General features: G+C 72.3%; 22 protein-coding genes. 5 read left to right on the plus strand and 17 right to left on the minus strand.

The window, feature by feature from the left end:
• The first annotated feature begins 151 nt into the window (after positions 1–151).
• Positions 152–1,342, plus strand: coding sequence for an erythromycin esterase family protein (locus tag ABZ806_RS06500; protein WP_500215816.1), 1,191 nt, complete (start codon positions 152–154; stop codon positions 1,340–1,342).
• 101 nt (positions 1,343–1,443) lie between these two features.
• Here ABZ806_RS06500 and ABZ806_RS06505 read toward each other — a convergent pair whose 3' ends face one another.
• Together ABZ806_RS06505 and ABZ806_RS06510 are read right to left on the minus strand one after the other, a co-directional pair.
• On the minus strand, positions 1,444–1,692 hold the full coding sequence (locus ABZ806_RS06505) for a protealysin inhibitor emfourin (protein ID WP_500215817.1): 249 nt from the start codon (positions 1,690–1,692) through the stop codon (positions 1,444–1,446).
• Between the two features lie 4 nt (positions 1,693–1,696).
• A complete protein-coding gene (locus tag ABZ806_RS06510; protein ID WP_500215818.1) occupies positions 1,697–2,737 on the minus strand; it encodes a M4 family metallopeptidase in 1,041 nt (346 codons plus the stop codon).
• 185 nt (positions 2,738–2,922) lie between these two features.
• Here ABZ806_RS06510 and recO point away from each other — a divergent pair, with 185 nt between their 5' ends.
• Positions 2,923–3,699: a DNA repair protein RecO gene (recO, locus tag ABZ806_RS06515; protein ID WP_500215819.1), complete on the plus strand. Its 777-nt coding sequence runs from the start codon at positions 2,923–2,925 to the stop codon at positions 3,697–3,699.
• A complete protein-coding gene (locus ABZ806_RS06520) occupies positions 3,696–4,496 on the plus strand; it encodes an isoprenyl transferase (protein WP_500215820.1) in 801 nt (266 codons plus the stop codon). The genes recO and ABZ806_RS06520 overlap by 4 nt, the downstream gene beginning before the upstream one ends.
• A 4-nt stretch (positions 4,497–4,500) precedes the next feature.
• Here the strand turns inward: ABZ806_RS06520 and ABZ806_RS06525 are convergent, their stop codons facing one another.
• The 7 genes from ABZ806_RS06525 to ABZ806_RS06555 form a co-directional block, all read right to left on the minus strand.
• Positions 4,501–4,926: an OsmC family protein gene (locus ABZ806_RS06525; protein WP_500215821.1), complete on the minus strand. Its 426-nt coding sequence runs from the start codon at positions 4,924–4,926 to the stop codon at positions 4,501–4,503.
• Between the two features lie 100 nt (positions 4,927–5,026).
• Positions 5,027–6,640: a M4 family metallopeptidase gene (locus tag ABZ806_RS06530; protein ID WP_500215822.1), complete on the minus strand. Its 1,614-nt coding sequence runs from the start codon at positions 6,638–6,640 to the stop codon at positions 5,027–5,029.
• Between the two features lie 178 nt (positions 6,641–6,818).
• Positions 6,819–7,205 (minus strand): Fur family transcriptional regulator, encoded by a 387-nt coding sequence (locus tag ABZ806_RS06535; RefSeq protein ID WP_500215823.1) that lies wholly within the window; start codon positions 7,203–7,205, stop codon positions 6,819–6,821.
• The gene (locus ABZ806_RS06540; RefSeq protein ID WP_500215824.1) at positions 7,202–8,101 is read right to left on the minus strand and encodes a metal ABC transporter permease; all 900 of its coding nucleotides are present in this window, start codon (positions 8,099–8,101) and stop codon (positions 7,202–7,204) included. Before ABZ806_RS06540 ends, ABZ806_RS06535 begins: the two co-directional genes overlap by 4 nt.
• Complete coding sequence (locus ABZ806_RS06545) at positions 8,098–8,841, minus strand: metal ABC transporter ATP-binding protein (RefSeq protein ID WP_500215825.1); 744 nt, start codon at positions 8,839–8,841, stop codon at positions 8,098–8,100. The genes ABZ806_RS06540 and ABZ806_RS06545 overlap by 4 nt, the downstream gene beginning before the upstream one ends.
• On the minus strand, positions 8,838–9,788 hold the full coding sequence (locus ABZ806_RS06550) for a metal ABC transporter substrate-binding protein (RefSeq protein ID WP_500215826.1): 951 nt from the start codon (positions 9,786–9,788) through the stop codon (positions 8,838–8,840). Before ABZ806_RS06550 ends, ABZ806_RS06545 begins: the two co-directional genes overlap by 4 nt.
• Before the next feature lie 33 nt (positions 9,789–9,821).
• On the minus strand, positions 9,822–10,130 hold the full coding sequence (locus ABZ806_RS06555) for a DUF6703 family protein (RefSeq protein ID WP_500215827.1): 309 nt from the start codon (positions 10,128–10,130) through the stop codon (positions 9,822–9,824).
• Positions 10,131–10,158: 28 nt separating this feature from the next.
• On the opposite strand from ABZ806_RS06555, the gene ABZ806_RS06560 reads away from it, so the two are divergent.
• Positions 10,159–10,443: an antibiotic biosynthesis monooxygenase family protein gene (locus tag ABZ806_RS06560; protein ID WP_500215828.1), complete on the plus strand. Its 285-nt coding sequence runs from the start codon at positions 10,159–10,161 to the stop codon at positions 10,441–10,443.
• Positions 10,444–10,659: 216 nt separating this feature from the next.
• Here the strand turns inward: ABZ806_RS06560 and ABZ806_RS06565 are convergent, their stop codons facing one another.
• From ABZ806_RS06565 to ABZ806_RS06590, 6 genes are all read right to left on the minus strand, one after another.
• The gene (locus ABZ806_RS06565) at positions 10,660–11,718 is read right to left on the minus strand and encodes a potassium channel family protein (RefSeq protein WP_500215829.1); all 1,059 of its coding nucleotides are present in this window, start codon (positions 11,716–11,718) and stop codon (positions 10,660–10,662) included.
• Positions 11,719–11,892: 174 nt separating this feature from the next.
• Entirely contained in the window at positions 11,893–12,261 is a 369-nt protein-coding gene (locus ABZ806_RS06570; RefSeq protein WP_500215830.1) for a hypothetical protein, read from the minus strand.
• Between the two features lie 70 nt (positions 12,262–12,331).
• On the minus strand, positions 12,332–12,841 hold the full coding sequence (locus tag ABZ806_RS06575; RefSeq protein ID WP_500215831.1) for a peroxiredoxin: 510 nt from the start codon (positions 12,839–12,841) through the stop codon (positions 12,332–12,334).
• 18 nt (positions 12,842–12,859) lie between these two features.
• A complete protein-coding gene (locus ABZ806_RS06580; RefSeq protein ID WP_131943265.1) occupies positions 12,860–13,288 on the minus strand; it encodes a DUF3052 domain-containing protein in 429 nt (142 codons plus the stop codon).
• 230 nt (positions 13,289–13,518) lie between these two features.
• Positions 13,519–13,926, minus strand: a complete 408-nt coding sequence (locus ABZ806_RS06585) for a secondary thiamine-phosphate synthase enzyme YjbQ (protein WP_500215832.1) — start codon at positions 13,924–13,926, stop codon at positions 13,519–13,521.
• Positions 13,927–13,981: 55 nt separating this feature from the next.
• Positions 13,982–14,182 carry a DUF1918 domain-containing protein gene (locus tag ABZ806_RS06590; protein ID WP_500215833.1) on the minus strand — a complete coding sequence of 67 codons (201 nt, stop codon included), beginning with the start codon at positions 14,180–14,182 and terminating at the stop codon, positions 13,982–13,984.
• A 218-nt stretch (positions 14,183–14,400) separates the two neighbouring features.
• On the opposite strand from ABZ806_RS06590, the gene aceE reads away from it, so the two are divergent.
• The gene (gene aceE, locus ABZ806_RS06595; protein WP_500215834.1) at positions 14,401–17,181 is read left to right on the plus strand and encodes a pyruvate dehydrogenase (acetyl-transferring), homodimeric type; all 2,781 of its coding nucleotides are present in this window, start codon (positions 14,401–14,403) and stop codon (positions 17,179–17,181) included.
• Between the two features lie 72 nt (positions 17,182–17,253).
• Here aceE and ABZ806_RS06600 read toward each other — a convergent pair whose 3' ends face one another.
• Both ABZ806_RS06600 and ABZ806_RS06605 read right to left on the minus strand, forming a co-directional pair.
• Positions 17,254–17,628: a VOC family protein gene (locus tag ABZ806_RS06600; RefSeq protein WP_500215835.1), complete on the minus strand. Its 375-nt coding sequence runs from the start codon at positions 17,626–17,628 to the stop codon at positions 17,254–17,256.
• 92 nt (positions 17,629–17,720) lie between these two features.
• Positions 17,721–18,146 (minus strand): MarR family winged helix-turn-helix transcriptional regulator, encoded by a 426-nt coding sequence (locus ABZ806_RS06605; protein WP_500215836.1) that lies wholly within the window; start codon positions 18,144–18,146, stop codon positions 17,721–17,723.
• Positions 18,147–18,190 lie beyond the last annotated feature (44 nt).

The raw sequence follows: 18,190 nt of genomic DNA on the forward strand, positions 1-18,190 counted from the left end.
GGGACCGCGGGTGTTGGGAGGCGCCCGCGGTCCCCGCCCCCGTACCAGGTCAACCGGCGTGGCTCATCTCCGCATTTGAAGCTTTTGCTTCTCTAAGCACCCAATATTGCTACAAAGCTTCACTCGTCTGTTCAAAGATACTGTTCAAGTCATGGTTGTTACTGGCATCAAGGACACCGTGCACGCCGTCGAGGCCGCCGCCGTCATGAGCCTCCTCCCGAACCGGCCCAGGATGCTCGCGCTGGGCGAGCCCACCCATGGCGAGGACGTCCTGCTGGAGGTCCGCAACGACCTCTTCCGGCAGCTCGTCGAGCAGGAGGGCTACCGGACGATCGCGATCGAGAGCGACTGCCTGATGGGCCTGGCCGTGGACGACTACGTCGCCTCGGGCAGGGGCACTCTCGACGATGTCATGGAGCGCGGGTTCAGCCACGGGTGGGGCGCCTCCGCGGCCAACCGCGAGCTCGTCCGCTGGATGCGCGCGTACAACGAGGGCCGGCCGACGTCCGACCGGGTCCGCTTCGCCGGATTCGACGGCCCGCTGGAGATGACCCACGCCGCGAGCCCCCGGCAGGTGCTCACCGCGCTCCACGAGTACCTCGCCTCCCGGGTGGACGCGGCTCTCCTGCCCTGCACCGCCGAAGCCCTGGACCGCCTGATCGGCGACGACGCCCGCTGGACGAATCCGGCGGCGATGATGGACCCGTCCCAGTCCGTGGGGCGGTCACCCGACGCCGGGGAACTGCGGCTGCTGGCGGACGACCTCGCGGCGCTGCTCGACGCGCAGCCGCAGACCTCGGGGGACGACGACGCACGGGCGCGCCTGTACGGCCGCACCGCCACCGGCCTGCTGCGCTACCACCACTGGATGGCCGACACCTCGCAGGCCCGCCTGACGTGGCTGGTGAGCATCCGGGACGCGATGATGGCCGGGAACCTCCTGGCGGCGGCCGACCGGGGCCCGACACTGGTGCACGCGCACAACGGCCACCTCCAGCGCGCCGAGAGCTCGATGCGGATGGGTGGGCGGCGGCTGGAGTGGTGGAGCGCCGGCGCGCTCGCCGGCGCCCGCCTCGGCCGGGACTACGCCTTCCTGGCCACGGCCCTCGGCACGATTCGGCACCACGGCGTGGACACGCCGCCCCCGGACACCCTCGAAGGACTCCTGTACGCGCTGCCGGAGGACCGCTGCCTCATCGACGCCCCGCGGCTGGCCATCGCCCTCGGCGCCGCACAGCCCGCGCTCCGCGCATCGCCCTGGTTCGGCTACGCCCCGCTGGACCCGGCCCACCTGGCCGGGATGGACGGAATCGTCTCCATCAAGGACGCCCCGACGCCCTAGCCTCCCGACGCCCCCGGCCCTGACCTCCAGCACTGGCCCGTTGCCTCCGGCACCGGCCCGTCGCCCCCGGCCGGCGGTGGGCCGGGGGCGACGGGGCGGGCTCAAGGGCCGAGGACGTGGTGGACCAGCTCGCGGAGGGGGCCGTGGAGCTGGGCCTCGCCGACGGTGGTCCGGTCGCCGTCGATGTCGATCTCGTACAGGAACTGATCGGGGATCCGGCCCGGTGGCGGCACCGTCTTCAGGTCCACCCGGTGGACGAGCCTCGTCAGCATGGGGTCGCTGGCGCTGTCGGACTGAGCGCGCCGCTCGATCCCCGCGAACCCTCCGCTGCGGACGACTGTCACTCTCACTGCGCTATCCGTTCGCCTCCGTGGGGATCCCCACCCCCGTCCAGCCGCGGCTCACCGCCTTCTCCTCGACGGAGCCGGCGCCGTACAGCCGGGTCGCGGCCTGGACGGTCGCGGCGGCGAACCCCGCGAAGTCGGCGTCGGCGGCCAGCGAGCCGCCGGTGAGCGTGTCGTACCAGACGCGCCCCGCCCTCTCCCAGGCGTTGCCGCCGATGGCGGTGGCCGCGAGGTAGAAGGCGTGGTTGGGGATGCCCGAGTTGATGTGGACGCCGCCGTTGTCGCGGTAGGTGTCGACGTAGTGGTCCATGTGGGCGGGCTGCGGGTCCTTGCCGAGCCGGGGGTCGTCGTAGGCGGTGCCGGGCTCCTTCATCGAGCGGAGCGCGACGCCGCCGACGCCGGGGGCGAGCAGGCCCTGCCCGATGAGCCAGTCGGCGCGGTCGGCGGCCTGCCCGAGATGCCACTGCTTGACCAGCGAGCCGAACACGTCCGACACGGACTCGTTGAGCGCGCCCGCCTGTCCGTAGTACTCCAGGTTCGCGGTGTGCTGGGTGACGCCGTGGGCGAGTTCGTGCCCGGTGACGTCGAGACAACTGGTGAACGAGGTGAAGATGACGCCGTCGCCGTCCCCGTACACCATCTGCTCGCCGTTCCAGAAGGCGTTGTCGTACCGCTCGCCGTAGTGGACGGTCGACACCATCGGCAGCCCGGCGCCGTCGATCGAGTTGCGCCGGTACGCGGCCTCGAAGAAGTCGAACGTCGCGCCGAGCCAGTCGTAGACCTGGTCGGCGGCCTCGTCGCCGCAGGCGGGGGCGCCCTCGGCGCGGACGGTGCGGCCGGGCAGCTCCTCGCGCCCTCCGGCGTCGCCGATCGTCCGGGCGGGGACGTAGTCCTGCGACGGGGCGGGGGCCCCGGCCGCGGTCGTCGCCCGGTCGGTGAACTGCGCCGAGGTGAGCGCCAGCGTACGGCGGGCCCGGGCGCGGAGCGCCGGGTCATCGGCGTCGCGGGCGAGCCGCTCCAGCATGTGCGGTGGCACGATGTGGCATCTCATGCCCCAACGCTGCCAGCTCGGTAGGGTCCGGGCCACAGCTTTCGGCAGGACGGCACGGCCGAATCCGGTCACGGTAGGTGATGGCAGCACAGCGCAGCGGCACCGTTCGGGCGTTATATGGAGACACTGGGGAGATGTCCGGCTACCGCGCCGAGGCATCGCGCCGCGTGCGCCAGAATGAACGGGTGACCCTCTACCGCGACGAAGGTATCGTCCTGCGCACCCAGAAGCTGGGCGAGGCCGATCGCATCGTGACGGTGCTGACCCGGCGGACCGGCCGGATCCGCGCCGCGGCGAAGGGGGTCCGCAAGACCAGGTCCAGGTTCGGCGCGCGGCTGGAGCCGTTCACGCACGTGGACCTCCAGCTGTACGAGCGGCGGTCCCTCGACCTCGTCACGCAGGCCGAGACCATCCGCCCCTACGGGGAGGCCCTCGTCGCCGACTACCCCCGCTACACGGCCGGGACGGCGATGCTGGAGACGGCGGAGAAGCTGACGAGCGAGGAGGGCGAGCCCGCGCTGCGGCAGTTCCTGCTGCTGGTCGGCGGGCTGCGCACGCTCGCCGAGCGCGGCCACGACGCCCGGCTCGTCCTGGACGCGTTCCTGCTGCGCTCGCTGTCGGTCGCCGGCTGGGCGCCCGCGCTGGACGAGTGCTGCCGCTGCGGCACCCGCGGCGGGCTGCGCGGGTTCGCGATCGCGGCGGGCGGCGCGGTCTGCGCGAACTGCCGGCAGCCGGGCGCCGCGACCCCGGCGCCGCCGACGTTCGCGCTGATGCTGGCGCTGCTGCGCGGCGACTGGGAGTACGCCGACGGCAGCGAGCAGCGCCACCGGGCCGAGACGAGCGGCCTGGTCGCCGCCTACCTCCAGTGGCATCTGGAGCACGGGATCCGCTCCCTGCGCCATGTGGAGCGGGACGCGCATCCCGCGCCGAGCACCGACGACACCGACAGGGAGCGAGTTTGAGAAGGGCCGTATCGCCGCCGGAGCCGCACCGCGACGGCGCCACCCCGCCCGCGATCCCCGCGGACCTCGTGCCGCGGCACATCGCCATCGTCATGGACGGCAACGGCCGCTGGGCGAAGGAGCGCGGGCTGCCGCGCACCGAGGGGCACAAGCGCGGCGAGGACTCGCTCTTCGACGTGATCATGGGGGCGATCGAGCTGGGCGTCCCCTACCTGTCGGCGTACGCGTTCTCCACCGAGAACTGGAAGCGCTCGCCGGACGAGGTCCGCTTCCTCATGGGCTTCAACCGGGACGTGATCCGCCGCCGCCGCGACCAGCTCCACGCGATGGGCGTCCGGGTCCGGTGGGCGGGCCGGCGGCCGCGGCTGTGGCGCAGCGTCATCAGCGAGCTGGAGACGGCCGAGGAGATGACCCGCGGCAACGACGTCCTCACGCTGCAGTTCTGCGTCAACTACGGCGGCCGGGCCGAGATCGCGGACGCGGCCGCGGCGATCGCGCGCGACGTCCGCGACGGGCGGCTCAACCCGGACAAGATCAGCGAGAAGGTCTTCGCCCGCTACCTGGACGAGCCCGGCATCCCGGACGTCGACCTGTTCCTGCGCTCGTCGGGGGAGCAGCGCACGTCCAACTTCCTGCTGTGGCAGTCGGCGTACGCGGAGATGGTCTTCCTCGACACGCTCTGGCCCGACTTCGACCGCCGCCACCTGTGGCACGCCTGCGAGGTCTACGCCTCCCGCGACCGCCGGTACGGCGGCGCGGTCCCCAACCCTCCGGAACCCGCCGCCGCGACCGGCTGAGGCCTCAGGCGAGGCCGGCGTCGAGGGTGATGGTGGTGCCCGCGAGGGCCTTGCTGACGGGGCAGTTCGCCTTGGCGTCCTGGGCGAACTTCTCGAAGTCGGCCGCGGACAGGCCGGGCACGCTCGCCCGGACGGTCAGGTGGATGCCGGTGATGCCCTCGCCCGGCTGGAACGTGACCTCGGCCTTGGTGTCCACCTTCTCCGGCGGCGAGCCGGCCCCGGCGAGGGCGTGCGAGAGCGCCATCGAGTAGCAGGTGGAGTGCGCGGCGGCGATGAGCTCCTCCGGGCTCGTCCGTCCGCTGGGCTCCTCGGACCGCGATGCCCAGGTCACGTCGTACGTGCCGAGCTTCGAGGAGTCCAGCGAGACGGTCCCCTGGCCCTCGATGAGCGAGCCTTCCCAGTGCGCGTTTGCGGTGCGTGTAGTAGCCATGCCCCCGATTCTTCCCCATGGCGGCGCCGTGCGGATCATCAACCCGGGAAAGCCCCGCGCCCGGCCGGGCGCGGGGCTCCCCACCCCGGGACCGGGGCCGCTAGTTCACGTTCACCGCGGACCAGGCCGCGGCCACGGTGTTGTACTGGGTGCTGCCCGCGCCGTAGAGGTCGCCGGCGGCGTTCAGGGTCGCGGTCCGCGCGCCCTTGTAGTCGGTCGAGGACGTCATGTACGTGGTCAGCGCCCGGTACCAGATCTTCGTGGCGGCGTCCCGGCCGATGCCGGTGACCGTGGAGCCGTTGGACGTCGGGCTGTTGTAGGAGACGCCGTTGATCGTCTTCGCGCCGCTGCCCTCGGACAGCAGGTAGTAGAAGTGGTTCGCGACGCCCGAGGAGTAGTGCACGTCGAGGTTCTTGGTGCTGGACGACCACGCGTCGGGGGAGCTGCCGTCCCGGCTCGGCCTGTCCATGAACCGCAGCGCGGCCTTGCCGAAGCCGGGCAGGACGACCTCCTCGCCGACGAGGTAGTCGCCGACGTCGTTCGCGTTGTTCGCGTAGAACTCGACGGCGGCGGCCATGATGTCGGACGTCGCCTCGTTCAGCCCGCCGGACTCCCCGGAGTAGGTGAGGTTCGCGGTCGAGCTGGTGACGCCGTGGCTCATCTCGTGCGCGGCCACGTCCAGGGACGTGAGCGGGCCGAGCTGGGAGCCGTCACCGTCGCCGTAGGTCATGCAGAAGCACGAGTCGTCCCAGAACGCGTTGGCGTAGCCGTCGCCGTAGTGGACCCGGTTGTAGGACCCCTGGCCGTCGCCGGCGATGCCGGTGCGGCCGAAGACGTTCTCGTAGAAGTCCCACGTCATGTCGGTGCCGAACTGGGCGTCGACGGCGACGGTGGCGCGGTCGGACATCGTGCCGCTGCCCCAGTGGTTGTCGGCGTCGGTGAACAGGGTGGCGGGGGCGCGCTGGAAGCACCAGATGAGGAAGCAGAGATCGGTCTGGTTCTCGGCGTCGCCGGTGTAGGTGTTGCCGCGCGACGGGTCCTTCAGCTGGTAGGTGCTGCCGGACTTGGTGGTGTTCAGCGGGACCGTCCCGGTGTAGAGGGACTTGCCGTCGCCCGCCTCGGTGCGGATGGTCTCCTCGCGCAGCAGCACCTTGCCGGTCGCGGCGTCCACGGACGTGAACACGCGGCTCGGTGTCCCGTCGGCCTGCGTGCCGACGGTCTGGACGCGCCAGGCCAGGCGCGGCTGGTGGTCGGTGCCGCGCGCCTCGACGACGAGCGCGGGGGAGCCGTCCGCCTTGCGGTGCCTGGTGACGGCGCGCTTCCTGGCGGTCTTGGCGGAGACCTCCGGGGTGGAGTCGGCGGGAGCCTGCGCGAGCGTGCCGCTGCTGCCGCGCCAGGTGCCCGACGCCGATTGGTGGACGACGACGTCGCCGCCTAGCACCGGCAGGCCGTCGTAGGTGCGGGTCATCCGGGTGTGCGAGGTGCCGTCCCGGTCCAGGGAGACCCGGACGACCTTGAACGCCTGCCCGTCCCCGGCGCGGACCTCGGGGCCGCGCTCGGCGAGCGCGTGGAGCGCCCGCTCGGCGGCCTTCTGTGGGGTCGGCGGGGACGGCGCCTGCCGCGCGGACGCCGGCAGCGCGGTGCCGGCGGTCGCGAGCAGGGTCGCCGAGGCCAGGAGCACGGTCCTTCGGCTGGTGAACGCCCGTCGTGTCATGAACGCCCTCTCGTGCGGGCGCCACGCACCCCCGGGGCCCGACGTCGGGCCTGCCGTGGCGATGGGACATTTATGACATAGGGCTACTCACAAGTAGATGTCACAATCCGCCAAGAATTGCGGACTGTGCGTGTGAAGTGAGCGCCTTGCCGGATTCGCCGGGGTTGTTACCCGCCGGTCAGCGGGCCCGCGCCGTGCAGTCCGGGCACGTCCCGAAGACCTCGACGGTGTGCGTTATGCCGGTGAAGCCGTACTCGGCGGCGATCGCGTCCGCCCAGCGCTCCACGGCCGGGCCCTCGACCTCCACCGTCCGGCCGCAGTCGCGGCAGACCAGGTGGTGGTGGTGCTCCTCGGTCCGGCAGGCGCGGTAGACGGCCTCGCCCTCGTCGGTGCGCAGCACGTCGACCTCGCCCGCGTCGCTGAGCGCCTGCAGCGCCCGGTAGACGGTGGTCAGACCGATCTTGGAGCCGTCGGCGCGCAGGTCGGCGTAAATGTCCTGCGCGCTGCGGAACCCCTCGCAGCCGGCCAGCACCTGCCGTACCGCGTCCCGGCGGGCCGTCGTCATCCCCCAAGCACCTCCGCCTCGGCGTCCACACGCGCCTCCACCCCGGAGCCGGCGGGGACGGCGTCTCCCGCCGCACTGGCGCGGGCGCGCCTGCGGCGCACCACCGAGCCCCCGGCGACCGCCGCCGTGAACGCCGCGAGCGCCAGCAGCACGATCGAGGGGCCTGGGGGCAGATCGTACTCGAAGGACCCGGCGAGGCCCGAAACGGCCGACAGCACCCCGATCCCCATCGCGGCCGCCATCGTCCCCCAGAAGCCCCGGGTGAGCTGCTGCGCCGCCGCCACCGGGACGACCATCAGCGCGCTGACCAGCAGCAGCCCGATCGCGCGCATCGAGATCACCACGGTGACGGCGGCGGTCGCGGCGATCAGCACGCTGAGGAACCGGACGGGCAGCCCGGCCGCCCGCGCGACCTCCTCGTCCTGGCACAGCAGGAACAACTCGCGGCCGAACAGCCCGATGATCGCCAGGACGGCGGCGGCGAGCCCCGCGACCACGTAGAGGTCGGTCACCGTCACGCTGCTGATCGAGCCGAACAGGTAGGACTGCAGGGTCGCCGACCCGCCGCCCGCGGCGTTCGTGAGGATCACGCCGCCCGCCAGGCCGCCGTAGAACAGCAGGGCGAGCGCGACGTCCCCGCCGCTGCGGCTGCGGGCCCGCAGCACCTCGATCGCGACCGCGCCGAGCACCGACACCACCAGCGCGGCGAGCACGGGGGAGGTGCTGGTGAGCAGCCCGAGGCCGATGCCGGTCAGCGCGATGTGGCCGATGCCGTCGCCGAGCAGCGACAGCTTGCGCTGCACGATGAACGTGCCCACGGCCGGGGCGGTCAGGCCGATCAGCACCGCCATCACCAGGGCGACGCGCATGAAGTCGTACTGCAGCATCTCGCTCACGCGGTCCTCCCCGCGGCCTCGGCGGCCGTCTCGTGGACGATGCGCCCGTGGTCCAGTTCCACCGTGCGCGTGATGAGCGGTTCCAGCGGCCCGAGATCGTGCGCGACGAGCACCACGGTGCGCCCGGCCCCGGCCAGTTCGTGCAGCGTGGCGGCGAGCGCCGCCTGGCTGCGGGCGTCCACGCCGGCGGTCGGCTCGTCCATGACGAACACGTCGGGCTCGCCGGCCAGGGCGCGGGCGATCAGCACCCGCTGCTGCTGGCCCCCGGACAGCAGGTGCGCCGAGTCGCGGGCGCGGCCGGTGAGCCCGACCGTCCGCAGGGCGCGGTCGACGGCGGCGCGGTCGGCCGCCCGGTCGGTGAACGCGGCCGGCCGCCACCGGGACCGCCGGGCCACCCGGCCGGACGCCACGACCTCCCGGACGGTGGCCGGCACGCCGCCGCCCATCGGCAGCCGCTGCGGCACGTACCCGATCCGGTGCCAGCCGCGGAACCGGGCCGGCGGCTCGCCGTAGATCGCGGTCCGCCCCGCGGCGAGCGGGACCAGCCCGAGCAGCGCCTTGACCAGGGTGGACTTGCCCGCGCCGTTCGGCCCGAGGACCGCCAGCACGTCGCCCGCCTCGACCCGCAGGCCGATACCGGCGAGGATCTCGCGGCCGTCCCGGCGGACGGTCCCGCCGGTCATCACGAAGGGCGGCGCGGCCGGCGGCGCGGCCTCGCCGTGCCCGTCCGGGCGGGTCATGTGCACTCCAGCGCGGGGCGCAGGGCCCGCAGGTTCCGTTGCATGATCGTCATGTAGTCGTCGGCCGAGCCGTCCTCGATCCCCTCGACCGGGTCGAGCACGGCCGTCCGCGCGCCCGCCTCGCGGGCCAGCGCCTCGGCGGTCCGCGGGCTGACCAGCGTCTCGGTGAAGACCGTCGTCGCGCCGGTGGCCGACACCAGCCGGGTCAGCTCGGCGAGCCGCCTGGGGGACGGCCCGCCGGACGGGTCGACCCCGGAGACCGGGATCTGCCGCAGCCCGTAGCGGTCGGCGAGGTAGCCGAACGCGGCGTGCGCGGTGATGATGTCCCTGCGCGCGCAGGTCTTCAGGCCGTCCTGGAAGGCGCGGTCGAGCCCGGTCAGCTCATCGGCCGCGGCCCGGGCGCGCTGCCGGTAGCCGGACGCGCCGCCCGGGTCGGCGGCGGCCAGCCGCTCGCCGAGCGCGGTCGCGACGGCCGCCATGCGGTCCGGGTCGAGCCAGATATGCGGGTCATAGGACGCCTCGCGGTGGCGGACGCCGTCGTGCGCCTCCTCGTCGTCGGTCTCGCCCGGCGGCGGCAGCGTCCTGACGACGGAGGCCGCGTCCAGCGACCCGCCCTTGGCGTGCTTGCCGACGGCGTCGTCCACGGCCGGCTGGACGCCCCTGACGTAGACGGTGAAGTCGGCGTCCTCGATGTTGGCGACCTGCCGGGCCGTCAGCTCGAGGTCGTGCGGCTCGGTTCCGGGCCTGGTGAGGGTCCGCACGAAGACGTCGCCGCCGCCGACCTTCTCCGCCAGCCACGCCATCGGGTAGAACGACGCGACCACGGCGGCCTTGCCGGGCGGGACGCCGGCGTCCGCGCCGGCGCAGCCCGTCAGGCCCGCGGCGAGCCCGACCAGGGCCAGGGCGGCCGGCGGGAGGGCGCGCAGGGAGTCGCGGAGGCGGGGCACGGTGCCGATTATGGACGAAGATGAAAACGGTTGTCAAAACCGGCCGATGCCGCGCCCCAGGGCGAACCCCACCAGGACCGCCAGCGCGACCATGCGCAGGATCCTTCCCGAGCCCTCCAGCGCGGGCCAGTTCAGGTAGGCGAACCAGCCCAGCGCGGCGGCGAGCACCAGCAGCCCGGCGGCGGCGACCCAGCCCGTCCCGGCCATGCCGATCACCAGCAGCACGAACACCGCGACCAGCAGCACCCACCGCGGCAGCCGGTGCAGGAACACCACCGGGGCCGCGCTCCGCCGCTCGACGGCCGCGCGCAGGCCGCCCCCGCGCTCACCTCTCGTCTCCACGCCCCCAACGTACTGCCAGGATGGGGGGATGATCGCGATAACCCGGTACCGGGTGCCGGGCGAGGAGGCCGACGGGTTCGCCGCGGCGATGACCGGGGTGCTGTCGGCGCTGTCGGCGAGCCCCGGCTTCCGCTCCGGCCGCCTCGCCCGGACCGTCGACGACCCGGACCTGTGGGCCCTCGTCACCGAATGGGACGGCGCAGGACACTACCGCCGAGCCCTGGGCGCCCACGACCTGCGCATGCAACTGATGCCCCAGGCGATCTGGGCGATAGACGAACCAGGCGCCTACGAGACAGTAACCTCCGCCTAACCCCCACCCCGCCACCCCCGCCCCACCCCGCCGCCAACGTTGATCTGCGGCGTGTTGTTGTTATGAGGCGCTCATAACAACAACACGCCGCAGGTCAACGGAGGCTCCGCGTGCGTGCGGGGAGGACCCGGGGTTTCGGACCTGTGCCCCGGGCCGCGCGCAGGCGGCCGCCGGGAGGGCGTCCAGCGGGCGCGCCGGCGCCCTCCCGGCAACTGCTCAGAGCTCGCCCCACGGGATCGCCGGACGGTCCGGGGCGACCACCGCCAGCGACTGGCCGCCGCGGACCTTCTCGTCCGGGACGGACGTGAGCCGGAAGTGCGCGTTCGGGCGGTGCGAGTCACCGACCGCCAGCAGCGTGCTGCCCCGCCGGAGCAGGTAGATCGCCAGGTCGATGCGGGACCATTCGCCGGCGTCGTCGGGAACGTCCACCCGGTAGAGCGTCCCATCGGTGTCGAGCGTGCTGGCGAGGTTGTGGTAGATCGCGGCGACACCCGGGTTGCGGATCGCGACCGCCACCACCGCCGGGTCGTCGATGTCGACCGGCTCGATGTCGGTGCTGACCAGGTTCAGCGCCTCGGTGATCTCGGCGCGGCGGCCGCCGTCGCGCAGCCCCGCCAGCAGGTGGGCGGACGGCTCCCCGCCGCGCCGCAGGTAGGCCGACACGCCGAGCATCACGCGGACCGTCTCGTCGTCGGAACGTCCCACGACGAGGACGGTCCGGGCGCGCTCCAGGCACGCCCGCTCGTAGGCGGTGTCGTCGTTGGCGACCACGTCGTAGAGGTCGGGATCGGGGTTCTCGCCGGACAGCTCCTCCGGCCAGAACAGCGCGACCACCGGCGTCTTCCGGAAGTCGGGGTCGGCGCGCAGCTGGCCGATGATGGCCCGCAGCGCCTCGCGCTCGTAGCCGACGACCACGACGTGGCCCCGCCTGTGCAACTGCGCCTGGCCGTTGGCCTTCATCGTCCTGCCCCTCCCCATCCACAGCGTCAGCTCGGCGAACATCACCAGGCCCGCGGTGAGCCCCGCGGTGATGATGATCACGCCGCCGACCCGGCCGCCGGCCGTGGTCGGGGACAGGTCCCCGTAGCCGGTGGTGGTGCCGCTGACGATGAAGTACCAGACGTAGTCGACCGGGTTCTTGAGCTCGGCGCCGGGCTCCTCGAACACCGCGATCAGCAGCCAGCCCAGCAGGAAGGCCGCGGCGAGCACCAGCGCGGGCATCCGCCAGGACCGCCCGGTGATCCGGTTCACCAGGCGCAACAGCACGATCGGCATTCGCGCAGCGTGGCAGCGGACAAATCACCACGTCAAGCCGGGAAATCCCGGACACGCGGTCACGCTGAGCGACGCCCCCTGGCCGAACACGGCCACGGCCCCCGCCGCTCAGCGGGTCGCCGCCGCCTCCCCAACGGGACGGAACCCGCCGCTCAGCGGGACCGGACGCGCCGTTCAGCGGGCGGGGCCGCGGCGCAGGACGCGGGACAGGGCCGCCGCCACCTCCTCCGACAGGCCGCCGTCGGACGGACGGTCCGCACCCGATGGCCGCTCGGCGCCGGAGTGCACCAGGTCGCCGGGCCCGGGCTCGTCCCGGACGGCGGCGCGGGTGTGCCCGCAGTCGCGGCACTCGACCTCGCCGAGCCGGCACACCAGGGCGGCCGATCCGCAGGCCGAGCAGCGGTCCAGGTCGTCCGCCCAGTCGCGGGCGGCCTGGCAGCCGGGGCAGACCAGCACTTGGTGGTCCGCCCGGACCCCGCGCCGCCACGGGCTCGCGCCGCGGGCGGGATCGGTCTGCCGCGCCCCGCAGCGGAAGCAGGGCATCACACCTCCAGAGGTGCGGGGGCCGGTTCCGGCCATCCCTCGCGGGCGCGCCGGAACCGGTCCGTTTCGCTCAGAGCCCGGCGAGCGCCTCGCGGTACTCGTCGATGTCGCGTGCGTCCGGTAGCGCGTTCACGACCTTCCACCGGACCACGCCCTCGGTGTCGATGACGAAGGTGCCGCGCAGTGCCAGCCCCTTCGCCTCGTCGAAGACGCCGTAGCGCCGCGCCGTCCCGCCGTGCGGCCAGAAGTCGGCCAGCAGCGGGAACCAGAACCTTTCCTGATCGGACCAGGCCCGCAGCGCGAACATCGAGTCGACCGAGACCGCGAGCACCTGCGCATCGCCCGCGTCCCCGGCCACGTCCTCGAACTCGTCGCGCAACCGGGACAGCTCCCCCGTGCACACGCCGCTGAACGCCAGCGGGTAGAACACGAGGACGACCTTCCGCTCACCGCGGAAGTCCGACAGCCGCACCGGAGTGCCGTGCTGGTCCTTCAGCTCGAAGTCGGGCGCCTTGTCGCCCACCTCGACGGCACTCACCTCGGCGGCGTCCACGTCGACGCCGCCCGCGTTACCGGCCAAGTCGTTACCGTCCCCCGGCTACTTGCGGACCTTGGGCGCGACCAGCCGCGTGCCTGACCACTCCTTGGCGGCACTGACGCTGCTGGTCTGCGAGAGCCCGGCCGTCTGCGCGGCCTCGCCGATGTCGCTCGGCTCCACATGCCCGTCCCGGCCCGCCTTCGGCGTCAGCAGCCAGATGTTGCCGCCGCCGGTGAGCGGGATCATCGCGTCGGTGAGGCCCTCGAACAGGTCGCCGTCCTCCTCGCGCCACCACAGCAGCACGATGTCGACCACGTCCTCGTAGTCCTCGTCGACCAGCTCGTTCCCCGTGAGTTCCTCGACGGAGTGCCGCAGCTCCTCGTCGACGTCGTCGTCGTAGCCGATCTCCTGCACCACCTGGCCGGCCTTGAGGCCGAGCCGTTCGGCCAGGCTGCGCTCAGACTGCGCCTGACCCGCGGTCGCGCTCACGAAAGTCCTCCCATTGTCGTCGTCCGCACGGTGCCGTGCTCTGTCGTTTCCAGCCCCCCGGGACGGGTGGCCCGCCCGCACCTGTGCGGTGTTTGCGGGACAGTCCACACAAGTGAGGGGTCATAGCGCAAGTGTCTTCCGGCCTTTTTGCCGCCCTCGTTGGCCCACTTGCGCAGATCGGCGTGACCGGGCCCCCACGCAGCGTCACCCTCACCCTCCGATGACCGCTCTCATCCCCGGAGGAAGGACAGTCGCACCTGCCGGTCGGGATTGTCCACATTCACGTCGACGAGGGCGACCGATTGCCACGTCCCGAGGGCGAGCCGCCCGTCCACGACCGGCAGGACGGCGTACGGCGGGACGAGGGCGGGCAGCACGTGCGACCGCCCGTGCCCCCGGGACCCGTGCGCGTGCCGCCAGCGGTCGTCGGCCGGCAGCAGGTCGCGCAGCGCGGCGAGCAGGTCGTCGTCGCTGCCGGACCCGAGTTCGAGGATCGCCACGCCGGCGGTGGCGTGCGGGACGAAGACGTGCAGCAGCCCGTCACCGCCCGCCGACGCGGCGAACCGCTCGCATTCGGCCGTGATGTCGTGGACGGCCTCCCTCGTACCGGTGGTCACCCGGACCACGGTGCTCTCCATGGCACCCTGTTTACCCGATGCCACGGTGTTTACCCGATGCCACGGTCCCCGCCGGCTAGCGGCGCGCCGCCCGCCCGGCGGGCTCGATCACGGCGTCCGGTCCCGGGGACACCAGGGACTCGTGGCCGTCCTCGAACCGCACCAGGTACGGCGGGCCGCCGTCCTTGCCGTGCACCTCGATGATCTCGCCGTCCCGGTCGGGCTGCCCCACGACGTTGCCGTGGACGCGCAGCCGATCTCCGATCCGCCCGTTCATGGCCCCTCCGATCTGTCGGGATTGTCGGCTCTCACCAGGGTGGATACCCCGGTTGGCCGGAACCCATGGTTACCCATTGGTAGAGATGCGTTAGGAGCCGTGAACGGCGACGATGGGACCACCAGACGAGCGACCGAACAGTCTGCCGGGGACCGGTGGCCTCCCGCGCGGCGGCCACGGGTCTCACCAGCAAAGACGGCAAGGACAGAGGGGACCCCGTGGCTTCCGGACGTCAACGCTTCTCCATCATCAGCGACGGCCTGCCGAGCCAGCTGCCCGACATCAACCCGGACGAGACCCGGGAGTGGCTGGAGTCGCTGGACACGGTCATCAAGACCGAGGGCCGCGGCAGGGCGCGGTACGTCATGCTCCGGCTCCTGGAGCGGGCCCGCGAGCTGCAGGTCGGCGTACCCGGCCTGCGCAGTACCGACTTCATCAACACCATCCCGCCGGAGCACGAACCGTGGTTCCCCGGCGACGAGCACGTGGAACGGCGCATCCGCGCCTACATCCGCTGGAACGCCGCGATCATGGTGTCGCGCGCGAACCGTCCCGAACTGGGCGTCGGCGGGCACATCGCCACCTACGCGTCCGCGGCGTCGCTGTACGAGGTGGGCTTCAACCACTTCTTCCGCGGCAAGGACCACGGCGAGTCGGGCGACCAGGTGTTCTTCCAGGGGCACGCCGCGCCCGGCATCTACGCCCGCGCCTTCCTGGAGGGGCGGCTGCCGGAGAGCAGGCTGGACGGGTTCCGGCAGGAGCACTCGCACCCGGGCGGCGGCCTGTCGTCCTACCCGCACCCGCGGCTCATGCCGGACTTCTGGGAGTTCCCCACGGTGTCCATGGGCCTGACCGCGATCGACTCGGTGTACCAGGCGCGGTTCAACCGCTACCTGTACAACCGCAAGATCAAGGACACGTCCCGCTCGCACGTGTGGGCGTTCCTCGGCGACGGCGAGATGGGCGAGCCGGAGTCGCTCGGCGCGATCGGCCTGGCCGCCCGCGAGGAGCTCGACAACCTCACCTTCGTCGTCAACTGCAACCTGCAGCAGCTGGACGGCCCGGTACGCGGCAACGGCAAGATCATCCAGGAGCTGGAGTCGTTCTTCCGCGGCGCCGGCTGGAACGTCATCAAGGTCATCTGGGGCCGCGACTGGGACCCGCTGCTCGCGCAGGACGTCGACGGCGTGCTCGTCAACCAGATGAACACCACCCCCGACGGCCAGTTCCAGACGTTCAGCGTCGAGTCCGGCGAGTACATCCGGGAGACGTTCTTCGGCGCCGACCCGCGGCTGCGCAAGATCGTCCAGCACCTGTCGGACGACGAGTTGCGCAAGCTGTCGCGCGGCGGGCACGACTACCGCAAGGTGTACGCGGCGTTCAAGGCGGCCCGCGAGCACGTCGGGCAGCCGACCGTGATCCTCGCCCACACCATCAAGGGCTGGACGCTCGGCTCCGACTTCGAGGCCCGCAACGCCACCCACCAGATGAAGAAGCTCACCAAGGCCGAGCTGAAGGAGTTCCGGGACCGCCTCTACCTGGACATCCCCGACTCGGCGCTGGAGGAGCCGCTGCCGCCCTACTACCACCCGGGCGAGGACTCCGACGAGATCCAGTACATGCGCGAGCGCCGCGCCGCGCTCGGCGGGTTCCTGCCGAAGCGGGCCGTGCGCGCCAAACCGCTGAAGCTGCCCGGCGACCCGGTCTACAGCGAGATGAAGAAGGGCTCGGGCAAGCAGAACATCGCCACCACCATGGCGTTCGTCCGGCTGCTCAAGGACCTGATCAAGGACGAGAACATCGGCGCCCGGTTCGTCCCGATCGCCCCGGACGAGTACCGCACGTTCGGCATGGACTCGCTGTTCCCCACGTCCAAGATCTACTCGCCGCACGGGCAGACCTACGACGCGGTGGACCGCAAGCTGCTGCTGTCGTACAAGGAGTCCGAAAGCGGCCAGATGCTGCACGAGGGCATCAGCGAGGCGGGTTCGATGGCGTCCGCCATCGCGGCGGGCACCGCGTACGCCACGCACGGCGAGCACATGATCCCGGTGTACATCTTCTACTCGATGTTCGGGTTCCAGCGGACCGGCGACCAGATGTGGGCGTTCGGCGACCAGATGGGCCGCGGGTTCCTGCTCGGCGCCACCGCGGGCCGCACCACGCTGACCGGTGAGGGTCTGCAGCACGCCGACGGCCACTCCCCGCTGCTCGCGGCGTCGAACCCCGCCTGCGTCCACTACGACCCGACGTGGGCGTTCGAGCTGGGCCACATCGTGCGGGACGCGCTGCGCCGCATGTACGGGACGTCCGAGGAGCACCCGAACGGCGAGGACGTCTTCTACTACCTCACCGTCTACAACGAGCCGTACCAGCAGCCCGCCGAGCCGGCGGGGCTGGACGTCGACGGCCTCCTCAAGGGGCTGTACCGCTACAAGGCGGCCGAACCCGGCGACGGGGAGGCACCGCGCGCGAACATCCTCGCGTCGGGCGTGGGCGGCCGGTGGGCGCTGGAGGCGCAGCGCCTCCTCGCCGAGGACTGGGGCGTCGCCGCCGACGTCTGGTCGGCGACCTCGTGGAACGAACTGGCCCGCGAGGCCCGCGCGTGCGACGAGTGGAACCTGCTGAACCCCGAGGGCGACCAGCGCGTCCCGTACGTCACCCGGACGCTCGACAACGTCGCCGGCCCGATCGTCGCGGTATCGGACTACACGCGGGCCGTACCCGACCAGATCGCCCCGTGGGTGCACGGCGACTTCACCGCCCTCGGCACCGACGGGTTCGGTTTCTCCGACACCCGCGCCGCCGCGCGCCGGTTCTTCCACGTGGACGCGGCGTCGATCGTCCTGGCGGTCCTGACCCGCCTGGCCCGGCACGGCGAGGTGAAGCCGGAGACGCTGCCGCTGGCGATCGAGCGGTACCGCCTGAACGCGGCCGTCAGCGACGTCTTCGCGGGCGGCGTGGGCAGCGCGGAGAGCAACACCGGCGGAGACGCGTAACCAGGCCATTGCGGAGGTGTAGGCCGCGATGACCGAGAAGGGCCCCGAGGTTCGCCTCGGGGCCCTTCGTGCTCAGGACGCCGGGGGCGTGAACACGCCGAAGGTGTTGCCGGACGGGTCCTGGAGGTAGGCGAACGTCAGGCCGTTGGCCGTGCGCAACGCGGGCATGGCCACCTTGCCGCCGCAGGTCACCGTCTGCTCGCAGGCGGCCTCGACGTCCTCGACCAGGACGAGGAACATCGCGTGGTTGCGGGAGGCGTCCGGCTCGTGCGAGATGCCGCCGCTCGGCGCGCCGGCGCCCGGGTAGCTGACCAGGTCGTAGCCGTCGGCGTCCGGGTCGAGCGCGAACTGCCAGCCGAACATGTCGCCGTAGAAGCGGCGGGCCTCCTGCGGCGCGTCCGTGCCGATCTGGAACCAGGTGACGGTGTTGAACGCGGGAACGCTCATCGATCTCCTCCTTCGAACGCTGCGGGCACCAGCGTCCGGGAGGATGCCGACAGCCCCCTGTCGGGGTTTCCGGACGACTTCCCGGCGCTCCCTCAGAAGAGGGCGTTGGTCTTCTCGAGGTAGCCGGCGATGAGGTCGAGCTGGTCGTCGGTGTAGCCGGCGTTGAGCTCCGCCAGGTCGCTGACGTACCCGGCGTACCGGTCGACCAGCGGCTGGACCCTGGCCATGTCGAGTTCGAGACGCGCGCTGCGCCGGTCGTCCGGGTCCGGGACCCGGCGCAGGTATCCGGCGCGCTCCAGGCGGTCGACGACACGGCTGACGGTGCTGGTGGAGATGCCGGTGGCGTCGCTGAGCCGCTTGGCGTTGCGGATGTCGTCGCGCAGTACGAGCAGGTGCAGGGCCTGGGTGTCGGTGACCATCAGCCCGAACTCCTTGGCGATGCGTTCGTTGCCGAGCACCGCGTTCACCAGGGCCGCCTGGAACGCGCGCTGGATGCGCTCGCCATGCGGATCGCCCATCGGACCCCCTTGCCATATCGTCCCACCGTGGGATAATCGCATCA

It is taken from the genome of Spirillospora sp. NPDC047418 (assembly GCF_040643275.1).
In the GTDB taxonomy this organism is placed as follows: domain Bacteria; phylum Actinomycetota; class Actinomycetes; order Streptosporangiales; family Streptosporangiaceae; genus Spirillospora.

Excerpts from the sequence above, each read along its gene's own strand:
- ABZ806_RS06530 (WP_500215822.1), bottom strand. The coding sequence starts at position 6,640 with ATGACACGACGGGCGTTCACCAGCCGAAGGACCGTGCTCCTGGCCTCG.
- ABZ806_RS06545 (WP_500215825.1), bottom strand. The coding sequence starts at position 8,841 with ATGACCCGCCCGGACGGGCACGGCGAGGCCGCGCCGCCGGCCGCGCCG.
- ABZ806_RS06500 (WP_500215816.1), top strand. The coding sequence starts at position 152 with ATGGTTGTTACTGGCATCAAGGACACCGTGCACGCCGTCGAGGCCGCC.
- ABZ806_RS06585 (WP_500215832.1), bottom strand. The coding sequence starts at position 13,926 with ATGGAGAGCACCGTGGTCCGGGTGACCACCGGTACGAGGGAGGCCGTC.
- ABZ806_RS06525 (WP_500215821.1), bottom strand. The coding sequence starts at position 4,926 with ATGGCTACTACACGCACCGCAAACGCGCACTGGGAAGGCTCGCTCATC.
- ABZ806_RS06590 (WP_500215833.1), bottom strand. The coding sequence starts at position 14,182 with ATGAACGGGCGGATCGGAGATCGGCTGCGCGTCCACGGCAACGTCGTG.
- ABZ806_RS06560 (WP_500215828.1), top strand. The coding sequence starts at position 10,159 with ATGATCGCGATAACCCGGTACCGGGTGCCGGGCGAGGAGGCCGACGGG.
- ABZ806_RS06510 (WP_500215818.1), bottom strand. The coding sequence starts at position 2,737 with ATGAGATGCCACATCGTGCCACCGCACATGCTGGAGCGGCTCGCCCGC.
- ABZ806_RS06570 (WP_500215830.1), bottom strand. The coding sequence starts at position 12,261 with ATGCCCTGCTTCCGCTGCGGGGCGCGGCAGACCGATCCCGCCCGCGGC.
- ABZ806_RS06600 (WP_500215835.1), bottom strand. The coding sequence starts at position 17,628 with ATGAGCGTTCCCGCGTTCAACACCGTCACCTGGTTCCAGATCGGCACG.
- ABZ806_RS06535 (WP_500215823.1), bottom strand. The coding sequence starts at position 7,205 with ATGACGACGGCCCGCCGGGACGCGGTACGGCAGGTGCTGGCCGGCTGC.
- ABZ806_RS06605 (WP_500215836.1), bottom strand. The coding sequence starts at position 18,146 with ATGGGCGATCCGCATGGCGAGCGCATCCAGCGCGCGTTCCAGGCGGCC.
- ABZ806_RS06565 (WP_500215829.1), bottom strand. The coding sequence starts at position 11,718 with ATGCCGATCGTGCTGTTGCGCCTGGTGAACCGGATCACCGGGCGGTCC.